We start from the raw sequence: 19,520 nt of genomic DNA on the forward strand, positions 1-19,520 counted from the left end.
ACTGGTTCTGCCCGCTATGGGAGATTCAGCTTTTGCCCAGCAACTCCCCGAGCCTGGCCATGGCCGCCTCGCTGCGCGCGTCCCAGGGATGACCGCAATTGAGCCTGATGCAGTTTCGAAAACCCTGCTGCGCGGAAAAGATCGGTCCCGGCGCCAGGCTGATGCCCTCGGCCAGGGCCTGGCGATAGAGCGCCAGACTGTCCACCCGCTCGGGGAGTTCGAACCAGAGAAAGTAACCGCCCTGGGGCCGGCTGACGTGGGTGTCGGCGGGAAAGTAGCGCCGCGCCGCGGTCAGCATGGCCTGGCGCTGCCGATCGAGACTCAGTCGCAAGCGGCGTAGATGGCGGTCGTAGCCGCCGTGCTGCAGGTAGTCCGCCAGGGCGGCCTGGGCCGGCATCGAGGGGGTGATGGTGGTCATCAGCCGCAGCCGGGCGACGGCACCGGCCTGACGGCCGGCGGCGATCCAGCCGATGCGATAGCCGGGCGCCAGGCACTTGGAAAAGGAGCCGCAGTGCAGCACCAGGCCGTCACGGTCGAAGCGCTTGACCGGGCGGTGCGGTTCGCTGCCGCTGTAGAGCTCGGCATAGACGTCATCTTCCAGCAGCGGCACCTGATGGCGTTGCAGCAGGCCATAGAGTCGCTGCTGGGCGCGGTCGTCGAGACTGACCCCGGTGGGATTCTGCAGGCCGCTCATGAACCAGCAGGCCTTGATCGGCAGGCGGCTCAGGGCCTCTTCCAGGGCATCCAGATTGAGGCCGCGCTCGGGGTCGACGGGAATCTCCACCGCCTTGAGCTGTAGCCGCTCCAATACCTGCAGACTGGCGTAGAAGGCCGGGCTTTCCACCGCCACCAGATCGCCGGGACGGGTCAGGCTCTGCAGGCCCAGGTTGAGGGCCTCCAGGGCGCCGTGGGTGATCACCAGTTCTTCGCCGACCTCGGGCATGCCGGCCAGGCCGTAGCGCCGGGCGATCTGCCGCCGCAATTCGGGATGACCGGGGGTGACGTAGGCGGTGAGGTCCTGGGCGGGCAGGTCGCGCAGGCCGTGGGCCATGCTGCGGGCCAGCCGCGCCAGGGGAAACAGATCGGGGCTGGGAAAGGCCGAACCGAAGGGCACGATGTCCGGGTCCTGCAGCGACTGCAGCACCGAATAGACCAGATCGCTCACCGCCACCTCGGTGCCTTCCAGAGGGGTCAGCAAGGGCGCCGCGTCCCGCGCCCGAGCCGGTTCGCGGACGAAGTAGCCGGATCGCTCGCGCGCCTCGATCAGGCCGCGACTTTCCAGCAGGTAATAGGCCTGGAACACCGTGGAGGGGCTGATGCCGTGGGTCTGACTGGCGCTGCGCACCGACGGCAGGCGCTCGCCGGGGGCGAGGACGCCGCTGTTCATCAGGGTGGCGAGCTGGTCGGCGAATCGTTCGTAGCGCTTCATGCGAGGCCAGGGCAGGGGAGACCGTCACTATAGCGAGGCACCGGCCATCTGATCCGGTTTTTCATATGTCTACCTGCTGCTGTAACGCTGGCGTCCGGGGGCCTAAGCTTTATCCATCCCTTTCTGGCATCTCTCGGAGGCAGCCATGGACGATGGTATCTTCATGATTCTTTTCAGCCTGCTCGCACTCATCCTGCTTGGCGGCGGCTACTACGCCTGCGTCGTCCTGAACAAGGATCGGCGCGACGTCGAAAAGCACGATCAGCTGCGCTGATCGCCTACCTCGCAGACATCCACCCAGCGCGCCTCGCTGAGGGCGGCCAGCCGCTCGGGCGTGAGACGCACGGCGCTGTGGATGGCGCCCGCGGCGGGTAGCACTTCGTCGAAGGCCTTGAGCGATTCGTCGCAGTAGACCGGCAGCGGGGTGGTCAGTCCGAACGGGCAGACGCCACCTACTGGATGTCCGGTGAGGCCTTCTACGGTGGCGGCATCGAGGAGCTTGGCCTTGCCACCAAAGGCGGCCTTGAGCTTGCGGTTGTCCAGTCGCGCATCGCCGCGGGCCACCAGCAGCAGCTGCTGATCCCCGACTTTCAAGCCCAGGGTCTTGGCGATGCGTCCGGGCTCCACGCCATGGGCGGCTGCCGCCAGGGTGACGGTTGCGGTACTGGTGGTGGCCTCGAGGATCTCGAGGTCGGGCGCGATGCGGGCAAGGTGCTGGCGGACGGAGTCGAGGCTCATGGGCGTTCCTGTGAGGGAAAAGTCCGACTCTCGACAATCCACCGCGCCTGCGTCAAGGCTGACTCAACACTCCACGAAGGTCACGGCCAGGCCGCCGCGGGAGGTTTCCTTGTACTTGCTGTGCATGTCCGCGCCGGTTTCCTTCATGGTGCGGATCACCTGGTCGAGGGAGATGAAGTGCTCGCCGTCACCGCGCAGGGCCATCTGGGCGGCGTTGATCGCCTTGACCGCAGCGATGGCATTGCGCTCGATGCAGGGCACCTGCACCAGGCCTCCTACCGGGTCGCAGGTCAGTCCGAGGTTGTGCTCCAGACCGATCTCGGCGGCGTTCTCCAGTTGCGCGGGGCTGGCGCCCAGCACCTCGGCCAGGCCCGCGGCGGCCATGGCGCAGGCCGAACCCACCTCGCCCTGGCAACCGACCTCGGCGCCGGAGATGGAGGCGTTCTTCTTGCACAGGATGCCGACCGCGGCGGCGGCGAGCATGAAGCGCACCACGTCGTCGTCGCAGGCGTCGGGGTTGAATTTCATGTAGTACATCAGCACCGCCGGGATGATCCCGGCCGCACCGTTGGTGGGCGCGGTGACCATGCGGCCGCCGGCGGCGTTCTCCTCGTTCACCGCCAGGGCGAAGAGGTTGACCCACTCCATGGCGGAGAGAGTCGAGCCGATGACGTTGGGCTTGCCGATGGCCTGCAGACTCTGGTGCAGTCGGGCGGCGCGGCGACGCACCTTGAGGCCGCCGGGCAGGATGCCTTCGTTGGCGAGGCCGTTCTGGACGCATTCGCGCATCACGTCCCAGATGCGCAGCAGGCCGCTGCGGATCTCCTCTTCGGAGCGCCAACGCTTCTCGTTGGCCAGCATCAGCTCGGCCACGCCCAGGCCGTGGCTGCGGCACAGGTGCAGCAGCTCGGCGCCGCTGGAGAAGTCATAGGGCAGTTCGGTGGTGTCGTTGTCCAGCACGCCGCTGGCGGCCTGGGCGGCGTCGACCACGAAGCCGCCGCCGATGGAGTAGTAGGTCGCCTCGGCCACCTCGCCGGTGGCGCCAAAGGCGGTCAGGGTCATGGCATTGGGGTGATAGGGCAGACTCTCGTCCAGCAGCAGCATGTCTTCCTGCCAATCGAAGTGGATCGCCTGGCGACCGGCCAGCAGCAGCTGACGTTCATTGCGCAGCGCTTCGATGCGTGGCTCCACGGCGGCAGGATCGACGCGATCCGGCCACTCGCCCATCAGGCCGATCAGGGTGGCGCGGTCGGTACCATGGCCGACGCCGGTGGCCGACAGCGAGCCATAGAGGCGCACCTCGACCCGCTTGACCTGTTCCAGCAGGCCTTCGTCGACCAGCCGCTGGGCGAAGAGGGCGCCGGCCCGCATCGGGCCCACGGTATGGGAACTGGACGGACCCACGCCGATTTTGAACAGGTCGAAGACGCTGATGGCCATGTCGGTAATCCCTGATTGAGCTTGAATGGTCGCCAGACAAGGTGCCGGCGGATGGCTCATAGTGGTGATAAGCCCTCAGCTCGCACAAACGAAAGCTTCTAAGCGATCCTTTAGCGGAACTCATCGATGAGCCGGATCCTCAATGCCCAAACCCAGGCCTGGTTACAGGTCTTCGCCTGCGCCGCTCGGCATCTGTCCTTCACGCGCTGCGCCGAAGAGCTGCACGTGACGCCCGGCGCCATCAGCCAGCAGATGCGCCAGCTGGAAGAGCGGCTGGGTTTCAAGCTGTTCCATCGCGTCGCGCGTGGCCTGGAGCTGACCGCCGAGGGCCAGCGCCTGGCGACCACCCTGAATCAGGCCTATGGCCTGATCGATGCCGAATTGCGCCGTCTCAACGCCGGTCAGTTCGGCGGCGTGGTGCGGCTCCGGTCGATTCCCTCGTTCCTGGGCAAATGGCTGACCCCGCGGCTGCCGCGCCTACAGGCCCGCTTTCCCGATCTGCAATTGCGCCTGGTGGCCGAGGACAGCAGCTGGTCGCTACGCGAGGGCGAATTCGACCTGGCCATCGACCTCAACGACGGCAGCTATCCGGGCCTGGCCTCGACGCCGCTGATGGAGGAGGAGATCTTTCCAGTCTGCGCCCCCAGTCTGCTGGCGGGACGTCCGCCACTGGAGCGACCGGAGGACCTGGAGTTCTATCCGCTGCTGCATGACATCACCGCCTGGCGCGGCAGCTACGAATACGCCGAATGGGAGTTCTATCTGGCCAGCATCGGCGCCCCGGCGCTGGATGTCCGGCGGGGCCATACCTTCAACCGCAACCACCTGACCATCGAAGCGGCCATCGCCGGCATGGGCGTGGCCATTGCCCGCCGCGCCCTGATCACCGACGAATTGGCTCGCGGTGTGCTGGTGGTGCCGCCCTTCGGTCGTTCCGTGCCGGCGCACAAGAGGTACATGCTGCTCTATGCCCAGGGCGCCCTGGCTGACCCGCGCCTGCGCGCCCTGCACGACTGGCTGGTGCAGGAGGTGGATCAGATGGTGCTGGCGCAGCCGGCGTAGGAGCGGTCCACGACCACGATAGGATGCACCCAGGCCTGGTAGCGAGGGCTAACGACACAAGTCTGAGTGAGAGAGGGATCGCGGCCATGGGCCGCTCCTACAGGCTATCGTAGGTTGGGTTGAGCGCAGCGAAGCCCAACAGTGTTTGCCTCGGCACCGGCATGTTGGGCTTCGACGATGGCGCCTTCTCAGCCCAACCTACGGTCGATAGCGGCCAAGCCTTCAACGCCCCAGTTTGCGCAACTCGTCCGATTCAACCACTCGCACGCCCTTGCCTTCTTCCAGGGCCAGGCGCCACAGCGCCCGGGCCAGGACGGCGGCTTCGATGCCGTGCCACTTGCCCGGCAGCCACTGCGACAGCGGGGCGGCCAGGCGCTCGCCCAGGCGTTCTTCCTGGCGCTGGCCGATCAGCAGTGACGGTCGTGCCAGGGTCAGTTGCGTCCAGCCCTGGGCGCGCAGGGCTTCTTCCAGCTCGCCCTTGACCTTGTTGTAGAAGATCGAGGACTGCGGATCGGCGCCAATGGCGCTGACCACGATGTAGTGGCGGGCGCCCAGTTCCAGGGCGCGCTGGCCCACCGCCAGGGGCAGACCGTAGTCCACGGCGCGAAAGGCGGCTTCGGAACCGGCCTGCTTCATGGTGGTGCCCAGGCAGCAGAAGGCCACGTCCAGTGGGCCCTCCAGGGTCGGTAGCAGGCTGTTGAGGTCACCTACCGGGTTGTCCAGCCGGGCGTGTTCCGCCAGCGGACGGCGCGTCGGCGCCAGCACCCGGGGTACCGTCGGCTCGTTGAGGAGGCGGTCGAGCAGGTGTTCGCCGGTCAGGCCAGTGGCGCCGGCGATGAGGGCATGCTGAGGCGTCAGGTACACGGGGCTCTCCTTGTAGCGGCGACCGCTGATGTCAGGTTGGACCTCAGGCGTTCCGGTTGTTCGTCAAGGCCCTGAGCGAAAGCCGCACTCAGCGGCTCGCACGCCAGGCGCGCCACTTCTGCAGCACGGCAGGCGGCGCCCAGAGCTGGGGCTCGGACGGATCGAAGCCTTCGGTCTTCTCGCGCACCGACACGGTGTCGCGAGCGCGCTGGAAGGCCTGCTCGGGATCGTCGGTGTGCTGGAAGGCCTCGGCGAAGAGGGCACGGCCGAAGTAGGTGAAGTCGGCTTCGTCGGTGCAGCCGAAAGAGGTGCGATCGGCCTTGGAGGCGGTCATCACCAGGGTATGGTCGTCCTGCAATTGCGGGATGAAGCCGCCGCTGTAGCAGCTGGAGACGATGATCAGCTTGTCGCGGCCGCGCAGGGGCGCGAGCAGGCGGCCCAGCTCCGCGGCTGGCAGGCTGGAGAGATCCAGGCCCGGTTGGGAGAGCACCAGCTGATGGTCGGCCGAGCCGTGGCTGGTCAGGTAGATGAGGATCAGGTCTTCGGGACCGGTGCGCTGGGCCAGGGCCTGCAGACTCTGGTAGAGATTCTCGCGGGTGGCCAGCGGATGGTCGCTGCGGATGTCCTTGGCGTTGATCAGGTGGACGACATCGCGGGCGCCCCAGGTGGTGGTCAGGAAGTTGGCCACGTAGTTGGCTTCGCGCTGGAATACGCCCTGACCGCCGTCACCGGCCAGCACCAGGCCATAGAGTTCGGTGGCGGAGGTGGAGGCCGGGATCTGCTGCAGCTCCTGGTCGAGCACCTTGCCCTGGTCGAGCAGAGCGCGCTCCAGGGGATCGGCGATGTACTGGCCCTGGTCGTCGCGGATGCGCTTGCCGCCCTCCCAGAGACCACGTTCGATCTGGCCGTCGGCGCCGGTCAGGACGCCCATGCCGGCATAGACGCCATCGGCGAAGTTGCCGCGATAGACGCTGCCGTCGCTGTTGGTGAGCACACCCTGGCCGTCGAACTTCCAGTTGCGGAAGGCGCCGCGATACTGGCTGCTGTCGCTGCCGACGAATTCGCCGTTACCGGTCAGCTCGCCGCCACTGAAGCGCCCGCGCCAGAGATCGCCACCAGCGCTGCGATAGACGCCGGCTCCTTCGAACTGGTCGTCGACGAATTCGCCGTCATAGCGATCGCCACCTGGCTCCTGCCACTGGCCGACGCCATTGAGGTGGCCGTCGTTGAAGGTGCCGATGGTCTGGGTGCCGTCGCTGTCGAGCTTGGAGCCCTGGCCCTGCATGCGGCCGTTGACGAAGCTGCCGTGGTATTCCCAGCCGCTGCTGCTGATCAGGTTGCCCTGGCCATGGTAGAGACCGCGGCGAAAGGTGCCCTGGTAGTAGGTACCGTCGGCGAATTGCTGTTCGCCGGGGCCTTCGGCCAGGCCATCCTTGAAGCGACCCTTGAGCCAGTTGCCGTTGGGCCACTCGATGCGGCCGCTGCCGTTGAGCAAGCCGCTGACGATCTCGCCGGTATAGACCCCGCCATCGGGCAGCCTCACGCTGCTCGCATTGGGCGCCGCCTGGACAGCGCAGGCCGCCAGCAACAGCGCGGCGAGGGCGAGACGGGGCAGGAGGGCGCTCATAGGTGGGGTCGGGCGGGCGCGTCAACGCGCCTCGAGCCGGACCAGGTGACGCTCCAGCGTCGCGGAGTAGGGTTCCAGGAGACGTTCCACGCAACTGGCCCCGGCGGGGCTGGCGATGGTGCGGATACGGGCGCGTTTACGCAGCAGCTCGTCCTCGGCGATGCTCTGCTCGACCAGCAACAGATTGCGACTGTGGCGACTCAGCGCCTGGGCGTTGCGTACGGTGGTGTTTTCCAGCAATTGGGCAAGCTCCAGGCCGGCGAGGCGTTCGCCCTGCGTCAGACCCAGCTGCAGCTGCAGGGTTGCACCGCTGCCGACCACTTCCACCTGCAGCGCGTGACCGAGGGCGCGCATGATCTCGCCGCAGCAGAGCGCGCGGGTCAGGTAGTCATCGTCGTCGCTGCGCTCGTGGAAGAGGATCAGGCTGCCGCCGTCCTTGAGGGTGTGGAGTTCGCCGTCATAGAGCTCGGTGGCCTGCTGCAGGCAGTCGCGATAGCGCTCCAGCAGCTGTTCGAGGCGGCTGCGCGGCAGCCGGCTGAGCTGGTCCTGGGCGCCGAGCTGGATGGCCAGCACCGCGGAGGTGACGATGTCGGGCTCGGTGGGCACTACCGGGGCCGGCGTGGGCGGCGGCTCGGTGAAGGAGTCCGGCACCAGATCGGCGAAGGCATCGGCGTCCAGTTCGTTGTCGGCATCCGCCGCAGGCGCCTTGCGGGCAGCCGGTTTGGCAGCGGGAGCCTTGCGCGCGGGCGGCGGCTTGACGCTCAGGCCACCCTGTTCGTCGGCGAAGGGATCGTCGTCCTCGGCCACTTCCGCCTTGGGCGGCTTGGGCGGGACCAGGCGGCTCTGCAGTTGGCGCGCCAGGTCGCCCAGTTCGTCGAGACGCCCGGCGCCCGGTGCGGGATCGTCGGGATCGCGCAGCCAGACGCGCAGCTCCAGCAGTGGAATCGACAGCTGGCGCCCGAGCCGCAGGCTGAGGATCAGGGTCAGGCCCAGCAGGATCAGCCCCAAGAGACCCATGTTCTGCAGGCTGATCATCATCGGCTGCTGGAACTGGTCCATGTCCAGCGCCAGGCGCACCTGGCCGGCGGTGACGTCCTGGAAGCGGATCGGCGTGCTGTAGATACCCTCGGTGGCGGTCAGCAGGCCCTGGCTCGGGCGGGTGCCGGACTCGGCCAGCACCCGGTTGTCCGGGCTGTAGACCGCGGCATGGGCCACCAGCGGATTGCGCGCCAGGTTGCTGAGCAGCACGTTGAGGCTGAGGTTGTCGTTGGCCACCAGCAGTTCGGCGGCGGAGTTGGCCGTCTGGGTCACCAGGCTCTGACCGACGGCGTCGGCCTGCTGCTGCATGGCATGGCGGAACTGCATGCTCATGATGCCGGCATAGATCACCAGAGCGGCCGCCACCAGCAGCAGGCTGTGGGAAACGATGCGCAAGGCCACCGGCACACGACGCTGGCGCAGGGCTCGGTAGATAAGCAGGAAGAAATTATCGGGCTTGACGGTCGCGGGGCGGGTCACAGAAATCGTTTCTTTGGACAAAAAATGTGCGGCCAGTATAACCAGCGGGCCAGGGGCGCGAAAACGGCGAATGCAGGGCTTCGCCCGCAAAAGAGGCCGGCGGTGGACTCCCGCCGCCAGCCGGTGCCCATGGCTCGGCACCGCCGGGGCGAAAGGGTAGACTGCGCGCTTTTCCGCGAGGGGATCGCCATGCAAGACGTTATCGGACTCCAGGCCGTAGGCATCCTGCCCGCCGACTGGTTGGCTGCGCTCACCGGCGCCCTGGCCGCGGCCGGTGCTCGGCTGGAATCGCTGCAGCAGCAGGGTCTGGACAACAGTGCCGCGGTGACCCTGCTGGTCAGCCCGGCCAGTGCCGGCGCCGCGCTGGGGCAGGCACTGCAGGCCCTGGGGCTGCAGGTGGCGCCCCTGGCGCAGCCGGCACCGGACAGCGGCGAAGCCCATGTCCTGACGCTGATGGGCCGCAGCCTGGCCGATCTGCCGCTGACCCGGCTGGCCGCGCTGTGCCGCGAGCAGGGCCTGAACATCCACGCCATCCGCGCCCTGAGCGAGCCGGGCGCGACCGCGCGCGCCGCCCTGGAGCTGCGCGTCACCGGCGAGCCGCACGAGCCCCAGGCCCTGCGCGCGGGCCTGCTGGCACTGGCCCAGGAAGGCCAGGCCGACATCGGCTGGCAGCCCGACGACCTGCAGCGGCAGCATCGCCGGCTGGCGGTGTTCGACATGGACAGCACCCTGATCCAGGCCGAGGTCATCGACGAACTGGCCAAGGCCGCCGGTATCGGCGAGCGGGTGGCCGCCATCACCGAGCGGGCCATGCGCGGCGAGATCGATTTCCGCGCCAGCTTCACGGAGCGCATGGCGCTGCTGCAGGGCCTGTCCGAGGAGGTGCTGGAAGACATCGGTGCCGGGCTGCGTCTGACCGAGGGCGCCGAGCGGCTGTTCGCCGAGCTGAAGCGGCTGGGCTACAAAACCGCCATCCTCTCCGGCGGCTTCACCTACTTCGCCCGCCAGGTGCAGGCGCGGCTGGGCATCGACTACGTCTATGCCAACGAACTGGAGATCGTCGACGGCAAGCTGACCGGCCGCGCCGTCGAGCCCATCGTCGATGCCCAGCGCAAGGCCGATCTGCTGCAGGAACTGGCCAGCCGTGAAGGCCTGACGCTGGAGCAGACCATCGCCGTGGGCGATGGCGCCAACGACCTGCCGATGCTGGCCCTGGCCGGTCTGGGCGTGGCCTTTCGCGCCAAGCCGCTGGTGCGCCAGTCCGCCCGCCAGTCGGTGAGCGTGCTGGGCCTGGATGGCGTGCTCTATCTGCTGGGCGTGGAAGATCGGCTTACCCAGGGCTGAGCCTCCCAGCGGCCATCGCGGTCCGCCGTTGCGGCCGCGATAAGCCTATCTCAAGCTGGGTCGCTGCTACTCGGCATGGAACTCGTAGTCCATCGCCTGGCTGGGCTCCTGCAGGTAGTAGCCCTGGATGAAGTGCACCCCGACCTGCCAGAGCTGAGCCAGCACGCTGGCGCTCTCGACGAAGGGGGCGATGGTCTGGACGTTCTGGGCGCTGAGCTCGGCGACCAGGGCCTTGAGGCGCTCCTGGTGGTCCGGTTGCGCCAGGTCCTTGATCAGCTTGCCCGACAGCTTGACGTAATCCGGCACCAGCAGGCGCAGCGCCGCCAGCGGCGGGTCACCGGCAGCGAAGCCGCTCAGGGTGACCGGATGACCCTGGCGGCGCAGCCGTTGCGCCATGGCCAGGGCTTGCTCCGGTTGGGCCAACAGGTCTTCCTCGCTGAGCTGAAAGATCACCGCCTCGGCGTCCAGCTGCTGCGCTTCCAGGGTTTCCCTCAGCCAGGGCAACAATTCCAGATCGCCCAGGGTCGCGCCCGAGAGGTGCACGAAGATGCGCGTGCCGTGGCCGCGCGCGCGGTGTTCGCCCAGCTGGCGCACCGCCTGGTGGATCACCCAGCGATCGATCTGGCCGCTCAGGCCGCTGTCACGGGCGGTGCGGGCGAATTCGGCCGGTGAGACCTCTTCGCCCTGGGGGTTGATCAGCCGCAGTAGGGCTTCGTAGTACTCGTGACTGCCGCCGCGCAAGCCGATCACCGGCTGGAACAGCAGGCGAAAGCCGTTCTGCTGCAAGGCCTGCTTGACCATGGCCACCAGGTTGCCGCGATTGGCGGCGGCGGCTAGCTCTTCCTGGGGGTCGTAGCGTTTGCAGGCGTTGCCGCCCCGTTGGGCGACCTGGCGCGCGGAACGGTGCGCCCGGTCCACCAGGTCGCCGGCGCTCTTGGTATGGCTGTCCAGGCTGACCACACCGATTGAATAGCTAATGGCCAGATTACGTCCGGCCAGGGCCAGCGGCTGGCGCTCCTGACGGCCGAGCAGGCGCTCGAAGGCGCTGTCCAGGCTGGCGTCGGCCGCCTGGGGCAGGAGAACGGTAAAGGCATCGTCGGCGAAGCGCGACAGGGTCACCAGGGTGCCGAAGTGCTCGCTCAGGCGCTCGGCCAGGGCCACCAGCAACTCGTCCATGGCGCCTATGCCCAGCTCGGCCAGCAGGGTCGGATAGCGATCGATGCTCAGGTAGGCGAAGCTGGCCGGCGCGCCGAGTCGGGCGCGCTCCAGGGCGTCTTCGAGCAATTCGAGCATGCGGCTGCGATTGAGCAGCCCGGTCAGGGTATCCTGGAAGCGCACCTCGCGCAGCTGTTCCTCGAGGGCCTCGGCGGCCGGGGCCGCGCGCTCCTCGCGCAGGTGCAACTGCACGCAGGGTTCGTCGAGATAGATGGCTGGCGTCAGGCGCAGGTGTACGCCGAGGGTGCTGCCGTCCTGGCGGACGCACCGGCAATCCAGTTCGAGGGGGCTGGGAGCGTCGCGCAACTGACGGAAGGCCTCGCGCAGCGCCGGCTGGTCGGCGGCGGCGATGAGGTCCATCAGCGGCGTGATTTCCAGGTCTTCCGCGGAGGGATAACCCAGCAGCTCCACATAGGCCGAGTTGACGTGGATATGCAGGCCGTCGTGGACATAGGCCACCGCATCCACGGCATTGGCCAGTAGCAGCTGGCAGCGCTGCTCGGCTTCGGCCAGGGCCTGTTCCAGGCGCCGGCGTTCATGACGCTCGGCCAGATTGCCCAGTTCGCGCAGGCTGGCCAGCAGCAGGTGCTCGTCGTTGTCGCTGGCGATGCCGTCGCGGGCGCCCAGGCGCAGGGCTTCGAGCACCGCCGTGGGGTCCTCGGGTGCCACCCGCTGGATGACGGCGAGCTGAGGCGCCCGACGGCGCAAGAGACGCAGGGCGGCCAGGCTGTCGAGCTCAGGAGAAGGTGGGGCGAGGATGGCGAGGTCCCAGGATTGGGACAGGAGTTCGTTGAGACCCGTGGGGTCGGCCAGGCGCTGGGCCCGCGTTGCCCGTCCGGCATTACGGAACAGGCTGACCAGGCGTTCCGCCTCGTTCTGCGATGCTTCGAGCAGTAACAGGCGGATCGCACTGTGTTCGGCGGCCATGGTCTATTCGCGCCCTGGCGATAACGATGATTTATCGAAGCTACAGAGACTTCCACAGCGAGTCAAAGTCTTCTTCCTGCCGGGCGCCACCGCCGGCAGGGCCGCCGCTGGGCTGAGCGCTGCTCTGTTCCAGCAGGTGATATTCGAAGACGCTGAAGCTGACCGTCATGCTGCGACGCCGGTCGAGCATGCCGCGCTGCTCGTTGCCCTGCCGATTGATCTGCACCTTGCTACCCTCCTGGAAGGGCAGGCGCGGCGCGATCAAGGTCGGCGCCTGGTCGATGGCCTTGATCTCCGGCAGCAGCAGGGCTCGTAGGTACTGACTGTTCTGCTCGGCCTTGCGTAGCAGCTGCAGCCCGCAGGGACGTGCGGTGGGGGCCAGCAGCTCAACACCCATCTGGGTGCCACTGCCGGGCACCTGACGTACCCAGCGCACCACCGCCGGGCCCCAGCTGTGATCATCGGGCAGGCGCACGCCGAGCAATTCGCCGGCCTGCAGCTGCTCGGGGACCTCGCCGCTCCAGCTCAGGCAATAGCCACCCGGGCTGTGGTTGACCACCTGTACCTCGTGGATCGGAAAGGCCGGAGTGGCCGCCTCGCGGTCGCCGGGCAGAACGTCGTAATGGATTTCTTCCAAGGACTCGGTGCTCCAGTCCAGGGCATCGGGTGCCCGGGTATCGGCATCGAAGGCCAGCGACCAGACGTCTTCCTTGGGCTTGGGCGCAAAGGCGTCCGGCACGACCGGCGCCGACAGGCGCAGGGTGTCGGCGAACACCTGACCACCCGCGAGCTGGTAGTGCAGGGCACTCATGCCGATGCAGACCTGTACCTGACCCTGACCGGGCATGCGCTGGAAGGCGCGATCCGCCTCCTGACCCCAGGCCCCGACCAGGTGTTGCAGCAGATCCAGGGACAGATCGCCGTGCACCGGCAGGCGCGCGCGCGGTCGCTGTTCTGGCGCCAGGGCCAGATAGTCCTCAATGGCCTGCACCAGTTGCTGCGGGGCGAGCCCCAGGAGGCCACTGAGGTTGGCTTCGCGGAGCAACGAGCGATAGCGCGGCGGGGCGTCGATCTGCGGCGCCACCACCATCAGGGTACCGTTCTGCTCGGGGCCTTGCAGGCGGATCAGGCCGGCCCAGTCGTCCAGGTGCAGGGTCAGCTGGGCGATATGGCTCTGGCGCAGCTGGTTGCAGCGCGCGGCGCCAAACAGCAGGGCGGCGCCATAGGCCTGGGTGATGGTCTGGCTGCCGTCGCCGGGCAGCAGCTCATCGCGAATCTTCTGGTTGTGCAGGCCAGTGGTCACCGCTAGCCGATAGAGTTGGTGCAGCTCCAGCCAGAGGTTGTCGTGAACCGGCGTATAGAGCTGGGCGGCGCGGATCAGCGGCCCGAGCAGGGCGCGCAGGGCGCGCTGGATGGCGGTGGCGAGCAGCGTGCTGCGTTCGCCGCGCTCGCTTTCCTCGACCACGATCAGCTTGTAGCCGGCGGCCAGCAGGTTCTGCAGGGCCTGGCAGAGATTGGCGACCTTGCGCGACCGCTCGTCGAGCACGATGGCCTGATTGAGCACATGGCGTTCGAGCAACTGGCAGATCCGCTGCACGTCCGGGCGCAGGGATTCGAGCAGGCGCAGCCGGGCTTCCGGCGTCAGGATCAGCCGGTTGAGTTCCAGCAGGCCCTGGTAGAGCAGCCGGGCGAATTCGCCCAGCTTGGCCCGCGGCAATTGCTCCAGCCAGCGCTTGAGGCCGGCTGGCGTGGCGTCACAAAACGTCAGGCTGCGCTGATCGGGCGTCGGTACCCGCAACATGAGCTGTGGCCTTTTGCTATCCATTCGCCGCGCATACTCCTGGTTCGATGGGCAATGAACCGCGCATCTAGGCGAGAGGCCCTGGCTCGGAAACGGTGGTCAAGGGGGCCGGCGTGGTCGGAACCCCCAGCAGTTGCCCCATGTTGACGGTGGACAGCGCGCCGAGTTCAGCGGACCAGTTCACCGCGTCCGGGCCGAACAGCACGATGGCGGTGGAGCCCAGCTTGAAGCGCCCCAGCTCGTCGCCGGTGCGCAGGGTGATGGGCGCACGCGCGGCCTCGTCGTAGGCGAAACGCTTGAGTTCGCGCTTGGGTGGCGTGACCAGGCCGGCCCAGACCGTCTCGATGCTGGCGACGATCATGGCACCGACCAGGATGACCGCCATGGGGCCCACGGCGGTATCGAAGATGCAGACCACCCGCTCGTTGCGGGCGAACAGCTCGGGCACGTTCTCGGCGGTGAGCTGGTTGACCGAGAAGATGCGCCCGGGCACATAGACCATCTCCTTCAGGGTACCGGTGAGCGGCATGTGCACCCGGTGGTAGTCCTTGGGCGACAGGTAGATGGTGGCGAAATGGCCGCCCATGAAGGGCGCGGCGCGCAGGCCGTCGCCACCCAGCAGCTCCAGCAGGCTGTAGCTGTGGCCCTTGGCCTGGAAGATGCGGCCGTGCTCGATCCGACCCAGCTGGCTGATGGCGCCGTCGCTGGGGCTCACCACCACGCCGGCTTCGGCCGGCAGCGGGCGGGCACCGGGCTTCAGGGCGCGGGTGAAGAAGGCGTTGAAGTTCTCGTAGGCGGTGGGGTCTTCCACCTGGGCCTGGCGCATGTCGACGTCATAGTGACGGACGAACCAGCGGGTCAGCAGATTCTTGAACCAGGGCGCCCGGCACTCGGCGAAGCCACCGATCACCCGCGACAGCAGATGGTGCGGCAGCAGGTGCTGGGCGAGGATGAACAGTCGGTCTGGCAGTTTCATGAGAGGTCCTTGGCAGTCATTCGATGGGGGTGTCGGGGTGGTTGCCCCATTCGCCCCAGGAGCCGGCATAGGCTTTGACGCGCGGATAGCCCAGAGCCTTGGCCGCGAGGTAGGTGAAGCCGGATCGGTGATGGGTCTGGCAGTGGGTGATGATTTCCTTGTCGCGGGTGATGCCCAGGCGCTCCAGTTCGGCGGCCAGGTCTTCGCGGATGCGCAACTGGCGCTCGCGATCCATGCCAGCGGTCCATTCGAAGTTGATCGCGCCGGGGATGTGGCCGCCGCGGGCGGTCAGCACCTTCTCGCCACGGTATTCATCGGCGCCACGGGCGTCCCAGATGGCCAGGTCTTCTGCGCCCAACCGGCTCTGCAGATAGGCCCGGCTGGCGGTGGGCTCCTCGTGCAGGGTCAGGGCGACCGGTGCGCCCGCCGCAGCGGGTACCTCGGTGCTAAGCGGCAGGCCGGCGGCGATCCAGCCCTGGCGCCCACCGTTGAGATAGTGATAGTGGCCGTGCCCGATGACATCGAGCAGCCAGATGAAGCGTCCGGCCCAGCCGCCGCCTTCGTCGTCATAGACCACGTAGACGGCCTCGTCGCGCTGGCCCAGTTCACCGAACAGCTGTTCCAGGTCCGCCTGGGCCGGCAGCAGGCCGGGCGCCGGCTTGCTGCCCAGCTGGGTGCGGGCGGGCGTGACATGGCGCGCGCCGGGCAGATGCCCTTCGGCATAGTGGGCGGCGCTGCAGAGATCCACCAGGATGAGTTCGGGCGCATCCAGGCGCGCCGCGAGATCGGCCGGTTCGATCACCAGGGGCAAGGCGGAAAAGGGCATCGCGGATTTCCCGTCGGTCCGTAGAAGGTGAAGTGTACCGAGGTTGACCGGCCAGCGTCAGGCCGGTCGTGCCCGCGGACGATTGGCGAAGGTGCCGATGGCGCGCTCGATGCAAGTGAAGGTCTTGTCCAGCGCCGCGGTCCGGCGGGGATCCGCTGGCTGCAGTTCGCTGTCCAGGATCGCCAGCAGCACCACCCGTTCGCCAAAGCCCAGACTGCGCAGCCAGAGCCGCTCGTTGCTGAACAGCCGGCGCAGATCGGCGGGCAGGTGCGGCGCGAAGCGCGCTCGGTTGCCGTCATCGATGCGCAACTGGCCGGGGCTGCCGAACAGCTTGGCCAGCAGCGGGTGGCTGGCGATATCCAGTTGCAGGCCGGGTGCGTCGTCCAGGCCGTGGTGCAACTGGACATTGCCCTTCTGGCCGTTGCGATCCGGGGTCAGCAACAGCAGCCGCGGCAGGCCGCAGGCCACCAGCGCCTGGCGGGCGCAATCGAACAGCTGGGGCAGGGTGGCGAAGGCGCTGGGCGTGTGCAGCAGCTGCTCGCAGAGCCCGCGCCAGCGCTGTGCCTGACTCTCGCTGGCGACCTGTACCCGGGGCACCGGCTTGAGGCGCCGTTCGCCCGGTGGCCAGACCAGGCCCTCGGCCGGATGCCAGAGGCCGGGTCGGGCATGGCGCTGGGCATCCTGCACCGCCAGTTCATGGCTGCGACTCTGCACCCGTGCCAGCGGCAGTTGCAGATAGAGGGCACTGAAACGCTGCCAGCGCAGGGTATGAGAACCATCCCAGGCATGGTGGCTGGCCAGGGCCAGACCGTTGGCCAGCAGGATGGTGTTGCCGGGATGGGTCAGCCAGCGGCGCAGATTGGGGTCTTCGTCGAGGCGCTGCTGCTGTTCGAGGGGATCGTCGCCATGGGCGATGTGCAGCGCCCTGACCAGTTGCCGGCGATCCTGGTCCAGCAGGCGATAGCCTTCCACGATCCACTCGGGCAACTGCCAGTGACGGGCCAGCGCCTGGCACAGGCGGATCGCCGGCACGCCGAGCAGTTCGCGCTCGACCTTGAGCGCCGGTTCGCCTTCGCCCAGCACCCGCCGTTCCCATTCCTCGAAGAGTTCCGGATAACGGGTCGCCAGCGGCCAGAGCGGCGCCAGAAAGAGCAGGGCGGCCAGGCGGATGTCCGGCCACAGCCGCGCCAGGGGCACACCGAACAGGCCCAGCCCCAGAGTCATGGCGTGCTGGCTGACCAGGCATAGCTGCCGCAGCGGACGCGGCAGGCGCTCCTCGGGCAGGGTCGGCTGGCGGGCGATCAGGTACTCCGCCGGCCCGAGACCGACGCGGCCGAGCACGGCCTCCAGACTGGCGGCCGGATCGCCAAGGCTGGCATGGCCGCGATTGGCCTCGCGTAGCAGGGCCAGCGCCAGGGGTGGTGACTCGCAGAGCCGTTCGGCGATCTCATGCAACGCCAGACGGCCATCGGCCAGGGCGCGGCGCAGACGCTCCGCGGTGGCGGTGGCCACCGGCAGGCGTACGCCTTCCAGGTGTTTGACCCAGTCTTCGACGGTGTTTGGGCGGCTGGACATACGACGGTCGCCTTGAAATTTGATGAAAGGCCTTCAGTCCGGGGCGCCGGGTCCGATAAAGGGGACGTGAGGGCAGATCCCCGGCTCAATTTTCCTTAGCACACAGTATTCCCAACCATGGCAAAAATCATCGGCATCATCGTGATATTCGCGGCTGTCCTCGGCGGCTACATTCTCGCGCATGGCAAGATCGCTGCGATCATCCAGCCGCTCGAGGTCCTGATCATCGGCGGTGCCGCCCTGGGGGCCTTCTTGCAGGCCAACCCGGGCAGCACCTTCATGCAGGTGTTCAAGAAGTCGCTGAAGATGTTTGGCAACCGCTTCACCCACGCCTTCTACCTGGACGTGCTCAAGCTGCTCTACGAGATCCTCAACAAGAGCCGGCGCGAGGGCATGATGTCCATCGAGGCGGACGTCGAGGATCCCAAGGCCAGTCCGATCTTCAGCAAGTACCCGAACATCCTCAAGGATGAGCGGATGACCGCCTACGTCGCCGACTACCTGCGGCTGATGTCCTCCGGCAACATGGCGCCCCACGAGCTGGAAGGCCTGTTCGACATGGAGCTGGCCGGCATCAAGGAAGAGCTGGAGCATCCGTCCCACGCGGTATCGCGGGTCGCCGACGGCCTGCCCGGCTTCGGTATCGTCGCCGCGGTACTGGGTATCGTGATCACCATGGGTATGCTCGGCGAGGGTGACCAGGCGGCCATCGGTGGCCACGTGGGCGCCGCGCTGGTAGGTACCTTCCTCGGTATTCTCGCGGCCTACGGCTTCTTCGGCCCCCTGGCGACCTGCCTGGAGCACGACGCCAAGGAAGAGCTCAATGTGCTGGAGGCCATCAAGGCCTGCCTGGTCGCCGCCGCCAGCGGCATGCCGCCCACCGTCGCCGTGGAATTCGGCCGCAAGGTGCTGTTCCCGGCGCACCGGCCGTCCTTCAGTGAGCTCGAGCAGGCCATGCGGGGCAGCTGATGGACAACAACCAGCCGATCATCGTCAAGCGCATCAAGAAAAGCGCCGCCGGCCACCACGGCGGCGCCTGGAAGATCGCCTTCGCCGACTTCGCCACCGCCATGATGGCGTTCTTCCTGGTGCTCTGGCTGATGTCCTCGGCCACCCCAGAGCAGAAGAAGGCCATCGCCGGCTACTTCCAGGATCCGATCGGCTTCACCGAAAGCGCCAGTCCCTATGTCATCGACCTGGGCGGCACGCCGACGCCGGCGCCCGATCGCACCCTGAATCCCGAGATCCAGGCGCAACCGGATTCGACCCAGAACAAGGTCAATCCGGACGTGCAGGAGCGTGCCGATCCCAACGACTCCAACCGCGTCGCGCCCGATCCCACCCAGGCGCCCGATCAGTCCGACAAGCGCCAGCCCAACGACGCGGCCCAGCAGCAGAAGGATGCTGCCAGTCAGGCGAAGATGGATCCGAGCCAGGCGGAAAAGATCGCCGAGCAGGTCGACAAGGAGCGCCTGGAGCTGTTGCTGCAGGAGCTGCAGAACAAGATCGAGCAGAATCCGGAATTGCAGAAGTTCAAGGACCAGATCCTGCTGGAAATCACCCAGGACGGCCTGCGCATCCAGATCGTCGATGCCGAGAACCGGCCGATGTTCGACTCCGGCAGTCCGCGACTGAAATCCTATTTCGAGGACATCCTGCTGGCCATGGCCGACACCATTCGCCAGGTGCCGAACAAGATCAGCATCAGCGGCCATACCGATGCGGCGCGCTACAACGGCAAGGGTGACTTCAGCAACTGGGAGTTGTCCGCCGGTCGCGCCAACGCCGCACGCCGGGCGCTGATCGCCGGTGGCTATCCGGAAGAGCAGGTGGCGCGGATCGTCGGCTATGCCTCCTCGGCCCCCTTCGATCGCGAGCATCCGCTCAATCCGGTCAACCGCCGCATCGATATCATCGTCCTGACCAAGAAGGCCCAGCAGGCCATCGAGGGACGGGCCGGGAGCAGCCAGGCACCGAAGCCGGCGACCGATGGCGCGCCGGCTGCCAGTCGCAGCGGGGTCTCCAGCGGTGGCGTCAGCGCCACCGGTAATCTGGCGCAACCCATCAACAACGCCGCCTTCAAGCAGCAGATCAACGCCTTCGACGCCGGCGTCATCCAGAGCAAGCCCTGAGCGGTCATGGCGATCGATAGGAAAATTCGCTGCTAGCGTTCGGTTT

General features: G+C 67.5%; 16 protein-coding genes. 5 read left to right on the forward strand and 11 right to left on the reverse strand.

What is annotated here, in order from left to right; all coding sequences use genetic code 11:
• Positions 1-25: 25 nt before the first annotated feature.
• Positions 26-1,429, reverse strand: coding sequence for an aminotransferase-like domain-containing protein (locus LRS53_RS09760; RefSeq protein WP_231355737.1), 1,404 nt, complete (start codon positions 1,427-1,429; stop codon positions 26-28).
• Positions 1,430-1,574: 145 nt separating this feature from the next.
• Here LRS53_RS09760 and LRS53_RS23615 point away from each other — a divergent pair, with 145 nt between their 5' ends.
• Positions 1,575-1,703 carry a hypothetical protein gene (locus tag LRS53_RS23615; RefSeq protein ID WP_017642879.1) on the forward strand — a complete coding sequence of 43 codons (129 nt, stop codon included), beginning with the start codon at positions 1,575-1,577 and terminating at the stop codon, positions 1,701-1,703.
• Here LRS53_RS23615 and LRS53_RS09765 read toward each other — a convergent pair.
• Both LRS53_RS09765 and LRS53_RS09770 read right to left on the reverse strand, forming a co-directional pair.
• Positions 1,691-2,167: a YbaK/EbsC family protein gene (locus tag LRS53_RS09765; protein WP_017642880.1), complete on the reverse strand. Its 477-nt coding sequence runs from the start codon at positions 2,165-2,167 to the stop codon at positions 1,691-1,693. The genes LRS53_RS23615 and LRS53_RS09765 overlap by 13 nt on opposite strands.
• 63 nt (positions 2,168-2,230) lie before the next feature.
• A complete protein-coding gene (locus LRS53_RS09770; protein WP_093256347.1) occupies positions 2,231-3,607 on the reverse strand; it encodes an L-serine ammonia-lyase in 1,377 nt (458 codons plus the stop codon).
• 126 nt (positions 3,608-3,733) lie between these two features.
• On the opposite strand from LRS53_RS09770, the gene LRS53_RS09775 reads away from it, so the two are divergent.
• Positions 3,734-4,669, forward strand: coding sequence for a LysR substrate-binding domain-containing protein (locus LRS53_RS09775; RefSeq protein ID WP_017642882.1), 936 nt, complete (start codon positions 3,734-3,736; stop codon positions 4,667-4,669).
• A 222-nt stretch (positions 4,670-4,891) separates the two neighbouring features.
• On the opposite strand, the gene LRS53_RS09780 is transcribed toward LRS53_RS09775, so the two are convergent.
• The 3 genes from LRS53_RS09780 to LRS53_RS09790 all read right to left on the reverse strand — a co-directional run bounded on the left by LRS53_RS09780 (position 4,892) and on the right by LRS53_RS09790 (position 8,678).
• A complete protein-coding gene (locus tag LRS53_RS09780) occupies positions 4,892-5,533 on the reverse strand; it encodes an oxidoreductase (protein WP_017642883.1) in 642 nt (213 codons plus the stop codon).
• A gap of 88 nt (positions 5,534-5,621) precedes the next feature.
• Positions 5,622-7,160 (reverse strand): C13 family peptidase, encoded by a 1,539-nt coding sequence (locus LRS53_RS09785; RefSeq protein WP_173147243.1) that lies wholly within the window; start codon positions 7,158-7,160, stop codon positions 5,622-5,624.
• Between the two features lie 21 nt (positions 7,161-7,181).
• Entirely contained in the window at positions 7,182-8,678 is a 1,497-nt protein-coding gene (locus LRS53_RS09790) for an AhpA/YtjB family protein (RefSeq protein WP_173147241.1), read from the reverse strand.
• Positions 8,679-8,867: 189 nt separating this feature from the next.
• Between LRS53_RS09790 and serB the strand changes: the two genes are divergently transcribed.
• Positions 8,868-10,022 (forward strand): phosphoserine phosphatase SerB, encoded by a 1,155-nt coding sequence (gene serB, locus LRS53_RS09795; protein ID WP_231355738.1) that lies wholly within the window; start codon positions 8,868-8,870, stop codon positions 10,020-10,022.
• A gap of 66 nt (positions 10,023-10,088) precedes the next feature.
• On the opposite strand, the gene LRS53_RS09800 is transcribed toward serB, so the two are convergent.
• From LRS53_RS09800 to LRS53_RS09820, 5 genes are read right to left on the reverse strand one after another with little or no spacing between them, the layout of a single operon-like run.
• Positions 10,089-12,164, reverse strand: a complete 2,076-nt coding sequence (locus LRS53_RS09800; protein ID WP_231355739.1) for an EAL domain-containing protein — start codon at positions 12,162-12,164, stop codon at positions 10,089-10,091.
• 40 nt (positions 12,165-12,204) lie between these two features.
• On the reverse strand, positions 12,205-13,989 hold the full coding sequence (locus tag LRS53_RS09805; protein WP_442968497.1) for a molecular chaperone: 1,785 nt from the start codon (positions 13,987-13,989) through the stop codon (positions 12,205-12,207).
• Between the two features lie 43 nt (positions 13,990-14,032).
• Complete coding sequence (gene asd / locus LRS53_RS09810) at positions 14,033-14,941, reverse strand: archaetidylserine decarboxylase (protein ID WP_231355740.1); 909 nt, start codon at positions 14,939-14,941, stop codon at positions 14,033-14,035.
• A gap of 16 nt (positions 14,942-14,957) precedes the next feature.
• On the reverse strand, positions 14,958-15,767 hold the full coding sequence (locus LRS53_RS09815; protein WP_231355741.1) for a rhodanese-like domain-containing protein: 810 nt from the start codon (positions 15,765-15,767) through the stop codon (positions 14,958-14,960).
• A 57-nt stretch (positions 15,768-15,824) separates the two neighbouring features.
• Entirely contained in the window at positions 15,825-17,342 is a 1,518-nt protein-coding gene (locus LRS53_RS09820; RefSeq protein WP_017642891.1) for an HDOD domain-containing protein, read from the reverse strand.
• A 117-nt stretch (positions 17,343-17,459) separates the two neighbouring features.
• Between LRS53_RS09820 and motA the strand changes: the two genes are divergently transcribed.
• The gene (gene motA, locus LRS53_RS09825; RefSeq protein ID WP_017642892.1) at positions 17,460-18,311 is read left to right on the forward strand and encodes a flagellar motor stator protein MotA; all 852 of its coding nucleotides are present in this window, start codon (positions 17,460-17,462) and stop codon (positions 18,309-18,311) included.
• On the forward strand, positions 18,311-19,474 hold the full coding sequence (locus tag LRS53_RS09830) for a flagellar motor protein MotB (RefSeq protein ID WP_231355742.1): 1,164 nt from the start codon (positions 18,311-18,313) through the stop codon (positions 19,472-19,474). The genes motA and LRS53_RS09830 overlap by 1 nt, the downstream gene beginning before the upstream one ends.
• The last annotated feature ends 46 nt before the right edge of the window (positions 19,475-19,520 follow it).

The sequence above is a fragment of the Pseudomonas sp. PLB05 genome (assembly GCF_021106615.1).
Classification (GTDB): domain Bacteria; phylum Pseudomonadota; class Gammaproteobacteria; order Pseudomonadales; family Pseudomonadaceae; genus Chryseomonas; species Chryseomonas benzopyrenica.

Bases quoted from the DNA above. Each gene is read 5' to 3' on its own strand.
- serB (WP_231355738.1), top strand. From the start codon at position 8,868: ATGCAAGACGTTATCGGACTCCAGGCCGTAGGCATCCTGCCCGCCGAC.
- LRS53_RS09785 (WP_173147243.1), bottom strand. From the start codon at position 7,160: ATGAGCGCCCTCCTGCCCCGTCTCGCCCTCGCCGCGCTGTTGCTGGCG.
- LRS53_RS09815 (WP_231355741.1), bottom strand. From the start codon at position 15,767: ATGCCCTTTTCCGCCTTGCCCCTGGTGATCGAACCGGCCGATCTCGCG.
- LRS53_RS09760 (WP_231355737.1), bottom strand. From the start codon at position 1,429: ATGAAGCGCTACGAACGATTCGCCGACCAGCTCGCCACCCTGATGAAC.
- LRS53_RS23615 (WP_017642879.1), top strand. From the start codon at position 1,575: ATGGACGATGGTATCTTCATGATTCTTTTCAGCCTGCTCGCACTCATC.
- LRS53_RS09805 (WP_442968497.1), bottom strand. From the start codon at position 13,989: ATGGATAGCAAAAGGCCACAGCTCATGTTGCGGGTACCGACGCCCGAT.
- LRS53_RS09775 (WP_017642882.1), top strand. From the start codon at position 3,734: ATGAGCCGGATCCTCAATGCCCAAACCCAGGCCTGGTTACAGGTCTTC.
- LRS53_RS09770 (WP_093256347.1), bottom strand. From the start codon at position 3,607: ATGGCCATCAGCGTCTTCGACCTGTTCAAAATCGGCGTGGGTCCGTCC.
- asd (WP_231355740.1), bottom strand. From the start codon at position 14,941: ATGAAACTGCCAGACCGACTGTTCATCCTCGCCCAGCACCTGCTGCCG.
- LRS53_RS09765 (WP_017642880.1), bottom strand. From the start codon at position 2,167: ATGAGCCTCGACTCCGTCCGCCAGCACCTTGCCCGCATCGCGCCCGAC.
- LRS53_RS09830 (WP_231355742.1), top strand. From the start codon at position 18,311: ATGGACAACAACCAGCCGATCATCGTCAAGCGCATCAAGAAAAGCGCC.
- LRS53_RS09820 (WP_017642891.1), bottom strand. From the start codon at position 17,342: ATGTCCAGCCGCCCAAACACCGTCGAAGACTGGGTCAAACACCTGGAA.
- LRS53_RS09800 (WP_231355739.1), bottom strand. From the start codon at position 12,164: ATGGCCGCCGAACACAGTGCGATCCGCCTGTTACTGCTCGAAGCATCG.
- motA (WP_017642892.1), top strand. From the start codon at position 17,460: ATGGCAAAAATCATCGGCATCATCGTGATATTCGCGGCTGTCCTCGGC.